This window comes from Microbacterium sp. 4NA327F11, assembly GCF_005503465.1.
Taxonomy (GTDB): Bacteria; Actinomycetota; Actinomycetes; order Actinomycetales; family Microbacteriaceae; genus Microbacterium; species Microbacterium ginsengisoli.
This window is the reverse complement of record NZ_SCOB01000047.1, coordinates 1-4,633: the sequence shown is the minus strand read 5'-3', so window position 1 is coordinate 4,633 and position 4,633 is coordinate 1. Positions and strand designations below refer to the sequence as shown.

General features: G+C 62.4%; 4 protein-coding genes. All 4 read right to left on the bottom strand.

The window, feature by feature from the left end:
* Positions 1-264: 264 nt before the first annotated feature.
* Positions 265-1,164 carry a hypothetical protein gene (locus FFS51_RS14495; protein WP_045245717.1) on the bottom strand — a complete coding sequence of 300 codons (900 nt, stop codon included), beginning with the start codon at positions 1,162-1,164 and terminating at the stop codon, positions 265-267.
* The gene (locus FFS51_RS14490) at positions 1,164-2,831 is read right to left on the bottom strand and encodes an HsdM family class I SAM-dependent methyltransferase (protein ID WP_045245716.1); all 1,668 of its coding nucleotides are present in this window, start codon (positions 2,829-2,831) and stop codon (positions 1,164-1,166) included. The genes FFS51_RS14495 and FFS51_RS14490 overlap by 1 nt, the downstream gene beginning before the upstream one ends.
* A gap of 207 nt (positions 2,832-3,038) precedes the next feature.
* A complete protein-coding gene (locus FFS51_RS14485) occupies positions 3,039-4,424 on the bottom strand; it encodes an ATP-binding protein (RefSeq protein WP_048809508.1) in 1,386 nt (461 codons plus the stop codon).
* Positions 4,421-4,633, bottom strand: a 213-nt coding sequence (locus FFS51_RS14845; RefSeq protein ID WP_212742833.1) for a hypothetical protein, incomplete at its 5' end; no start/stop codon positions are given. The genes FFS51_RS14485 and FFS51_RS14845, both read right to left, overlap by 4 nt.

Sequence of the window (4,633 nt, the reverse complement as noted above, 5' to 3'; positions counted from 1 at the left end):
CTCCACCGCCGCCTCGCCCGCGGCTATCGCAACCGCGAGAACTACCGCCTCCGCATGCTCCTCACCGCCGGCGGACTCACCCCATGACCCCCCCACCGGATGTCCGAAGAGCCCCTTATCGGCGTTTGGCATAGTCAACCTCTCTAGGTATCTGAACGGTCGAACTCTAGCGCCGGCTATCTGGCTGGTGACGATCGTTTCCGCGACCGCATCGGCCGTCTTGCTTTAGGGCAGGTCGATCTAATCCTGACCGCCCTGCGTTTGTTACGGCAGGTCGGTCGTCTCGTCCTCTTCGGTTACCGCCAGTTCGCGACGCTCGATGAGGCTGCGCACGTCGACATGCTGAGAAACCGAGGTTGCAGCCAGCACCTGCTCGATCATGCGCGTCATGAACTGTTCCGGACGCACATCTTCCGGGACTCGATCAAGCTCCACTTTGACTGTCGAGTCCTCCTCGGACCAACTGACGAGAGCGAGCCCGGTGGCGGTGTAGCCGTTGGCTCCGCCGAGGTCGCGGAGCTTACGCATCATGTCGACGGTGCGCTCGTAGGCATCGGGTTCCTGGGTGAGGATGGTCGAACGCTGGACGAAGAAGAACCCGACCGCGGCAAGCGGGTATCGGCTGCGGAGGTTGCCGGCATCGCCGTAGGCTTCTTCGAACCGGTTGGAGAGGTTCTTGCCGAAGGAGGAGACCTGCGTCTTCGTCGATAGCAGCAGTTCAGGTCCGCGGTCCCATCTGGCGATCGCGACGTCGACCTGTTTCTCGTAAGCACGGCCGAGGATCTTCGCGTCTGTGGGTGCGATGGCAGGCATCGCGATGACTTTCGCGCGCACCTCATTGGATAGGTCACGCGGCAACTTTTCCAATAGAAGCGCAACATCGCGCGGAAGGATGCGGGGACGCGTGGCGCGTGGCCACACTTCGTCCGGTGTGAAACCGGAGCGTCTGAGCTCATGCGCAAGCCACGAGTCCACACCGTTCGCCAGTGCACCGGTCGCCCACCCCTTGTTCGCAGCAATCGGGATGGTCAACAGCTGCTCCAGAAGCCCGTAATCGGGCTGGTACGCCGCGGCTTCGTCGCGCCCGTGCACCCAGGGATCGCTGAGACCCGCTGCCGCGAGTGCTTCATCGAATGGGGTAAAGGAGTCCGGCTTGGTAACCATCACGCTGCTCCCCTGCCACCACTTCGTCCACGAACGGTCCGACGAGTAGTCAATGCACGGTGATCCCCAGCAATAGCGGAGAGCTCCCCAGCCGACAGCACATCGTTGAGAAGCACAGCATCGACCAACTCCACCGCCCCCGGCAGATTGCGGCTCTGAAGCATTCGCTGCACACGCGGCTGCAACGCGGCTAGCGCCTCGCGATGCTGTGCGAGGAGAGCCGGCGAGGGCATCCACCAACGGTCAGCCTCGCGAGGTTCGATCTTGAGGATACCCCCGCCGTAGGAGCGACCGACAAGCTCAGCAGACAGCAACGTCATCGAGTTCAGCGACCCGATCGGCAGGACGTCTCGTGCGAGCTCCCGGTGGTCCTCGGTGAGGTAGACACCGTGGACGCTGTTGAGGTGACGGGCAGCAACAGTGTTCGTCGTGAGACGGGCCGTGTCGGCGTTCATGTACGTCAGGAACAGATCAGGGGCTTTTAGCACCGGCACCCGCCACCACGGCTTACGCACCCGACACTTGTATGCCTGGTCGGCGCCGGTGCGGTGGCCCTCCTCGATGTATCGGAGCGTCGAGGCCGCCGGTTTCACACTTGGGTACAGAAGCCAGGTGGCCTGCCCGTCCTGGCCGAGCCGGGTCATGGCGCTCTTAGTGAGCGCGAGCCCACGCAGGTGAGAGCTACCGGGAGGACTGATGCGCAGCAAATCTCGTTGGGGTATACCGAGCTCGCGCACGCGGGTGGGAGACAAAGTGAAATACCGATTCCCGCCCGTGACCGCGCCCAGTGACGTGTCACCGTATGTCTCCAACGGAACGAAAGCCTCGACGTCCGAGAGCCGCGCCATTGCGGCCACCGTCACCGGAGAGAGGGCCAGGGCGGTCCAGCGCTCAGTCGTGTCGATAGGCGCCCACGCCGTCCCCGTCTCCAAAGCCTCGAGCGTCGATGCGTTGCGGGCTTGTCGCAGGACGGCGCTGCCAGCGGGGACCTGTTGCCAGCCATCAGCCTTTACCAGCACGGTATCGGCTTCGGCGTCGGGAAATACTTGCTCGTCAAAGACCACGAGCTCCACGGTCGCGAAGTTTTCCAGCAGGAAACGGCGAACCGGGGCGGCGTAGTTCACACTCAGCAGTTCCGCCGGCAGCACGAGGCCCAGGCGTCCTCCAGGCTTGAGGAATCCAGCCGAGTGCGCCACGAACGCAGCCCAGCTCGATGACAGGCCAGTCAGCCCCACCCCCTGCTGCAGCGCGGCGAACCGTGCTCGGTCTCGCTGCGCACCCGTCCAGTCCTGGTAGCGAATGAACGGAGGGTTGCCGATGATTGCATCGAACGTCGCCGACGCCTCGACCATGAAGAAGTCGCTGACGGTGATATCGGCGGTGCCCCCAGCAGCGCCGATCAGCGCGCGAGCTGCCTCCGCGCTTGGTGAATGAATCTCGACGCCGTTCACGCGCGGCGACTCATTGCCGAGGTCAGTCAGGCGCTCAACAGCGGAGATGAGGAAGGCGGCCTCGCCGGTACTCGGCTCAAGCACACGATCTTCAGCGGAGCGGATCGCCCACTCGGCAATGTGGCGGGTGATGCCCTCTGGCGTGAAGAACGCACCGCGAGCTTTCCGCGCCGCAGCAACGTCGGAAGGGTGCGAATGGATCACCTCGGCGGACACCTCATCAGACTAGGGGCCGCGAAGCCACTGAGACTCCGCACACGCCCGCCGCCCGGAGAGATGCGGTGATTGTGCCGTCCACCGGCGGCGGAGCGCTGTCTAGATGTACAGCTAGTTCAGACTCGTGACCTCCTCGACCGTCAGGTTGTGGGCGCAGGGTGACGGACGGCATGACGAAACCAGTAGTTGCCAGCCCCCGAGCGATGACTACCGCTCGTCGTCGTCGTTCGAAGCCTCGAGGTTCTCTTCGGTTGCAAGCCGAACAGACAAGTCTTGTTCCTCAGTGGTCACGGTTAGATCTCTGGCCCAGAACTCTTCTTCCGCGTTCATGGGGAGCTTGAAACGCAGAATCGCATAGGCATGCTGAAGCGGACGGTTATAGCGGAACAGCCCTTCGGATGTCTTTCTAATAAGTGCTCTGCGTTCCTCGGTCTGGAGCTTTCGGAGGTAAGTCGTGAGATTGCCGGGAGGATAATCGGGCAGACCCTCCCGAATCTTTGCGAGGATCTGGGCGTGCGTCGCTCCCCGCTCCGGCAGGGCAGCGATCGCTCGAAGGATAATCGCGTAGTTGTGATACTTTCGGGTTTGAGTGACCTCTAGAGCCGCATCAAAGTCTTCCCGCATGGTGCCACCGCGCGTCCGCGAGTACGCGGTCTTGGCGGTCTCCAGCGCCTCCGCAGTCACGTACATCGGATTCGGGCTCGTCTCTCGCACACCAAGGGCCGTGCAGCATTCGCGCGCCAAGGCATGCGTGACACTCGCCACTCCCACCGAATGCTTGATGATTCGATTACGCACTGCACCGAGATCAACATTTAGTAGGTCCTTGCCCTTGTCGAGCAGCTGACCGAGGTCATCGTCTCCGAGCGGCGGAATAGGAATATCAGCCAAGCGGCCGCCCATATTGGACGGAGCTCTCAAGATCTCTCCAGCTGTTTCCGCTACGCCGAGCACAATCATCCGCAGCCGCGGGTAGTTTAGAGATTCGTCGCTGAACACCTTCATAGCGTCTGCGAGACGATTCCTGGTTTCGGGAGAAACTTTATGGAAGTCCTCGATCACCCAGACGAGACCCTTAGATCCGAGGCGCACGGCAAGCGCCTCCGAAGTCAGTTGTGCGGGCACAACTCTCTCGAAGTCCTCGGTCTGACCCGCCTCCCACGAAGCGTCAGCATGGAAGGACGCCGGCGATACAGGTCCCCCGAACTCCGCACCCCCGCTCAGCTGTCGCGTGTCTTGATTGCTGCGACCGGTTCGCACCATTGCGTTCATACGGTCGAAGGCGGAGGACAAGACTTGCTCGTACGTGGTTGTCGCTTCGCATCGGGTCGTGATTGACGGCTGCCCCTCGTTCTTCAGCACGTTCGCCACGAGTGAGCTTTTGCCGGCGCCTGACTCACCCCACACCAAGATCTGGGTTCCACGTTCGTCAAGCAAGTTCCGCAGGTCCTGCTCTTCCACGGGACGGCTGACAAACCCCTTATCCGCGGGCTGCCCGGGTGTGAACACTTCTCCCAGTGAGTATGAGCGAGGCGATGGCTCCACGGCCGGTTCCGGCTTCTCCCCGCGCCACCATCGCTTCAACCAGTTCATGCCCTGACCATATCGCGCGCTGCGACCCACTGATCGGTGTGAGCATCGCCTGCCACAAACGATCGTTTCCGGGACGCCTCGGCCGAGCCCGGCGCCTGTCGTTTCTCGCGGTCGCCTGCGCGATTGATCGCGCTGTTGTTGCGTTCGTGCAGGTGAGTGTGAAGATCTAGCTGCGCGAGGTTGTCTGCACTACCGTTGCGATCACGACG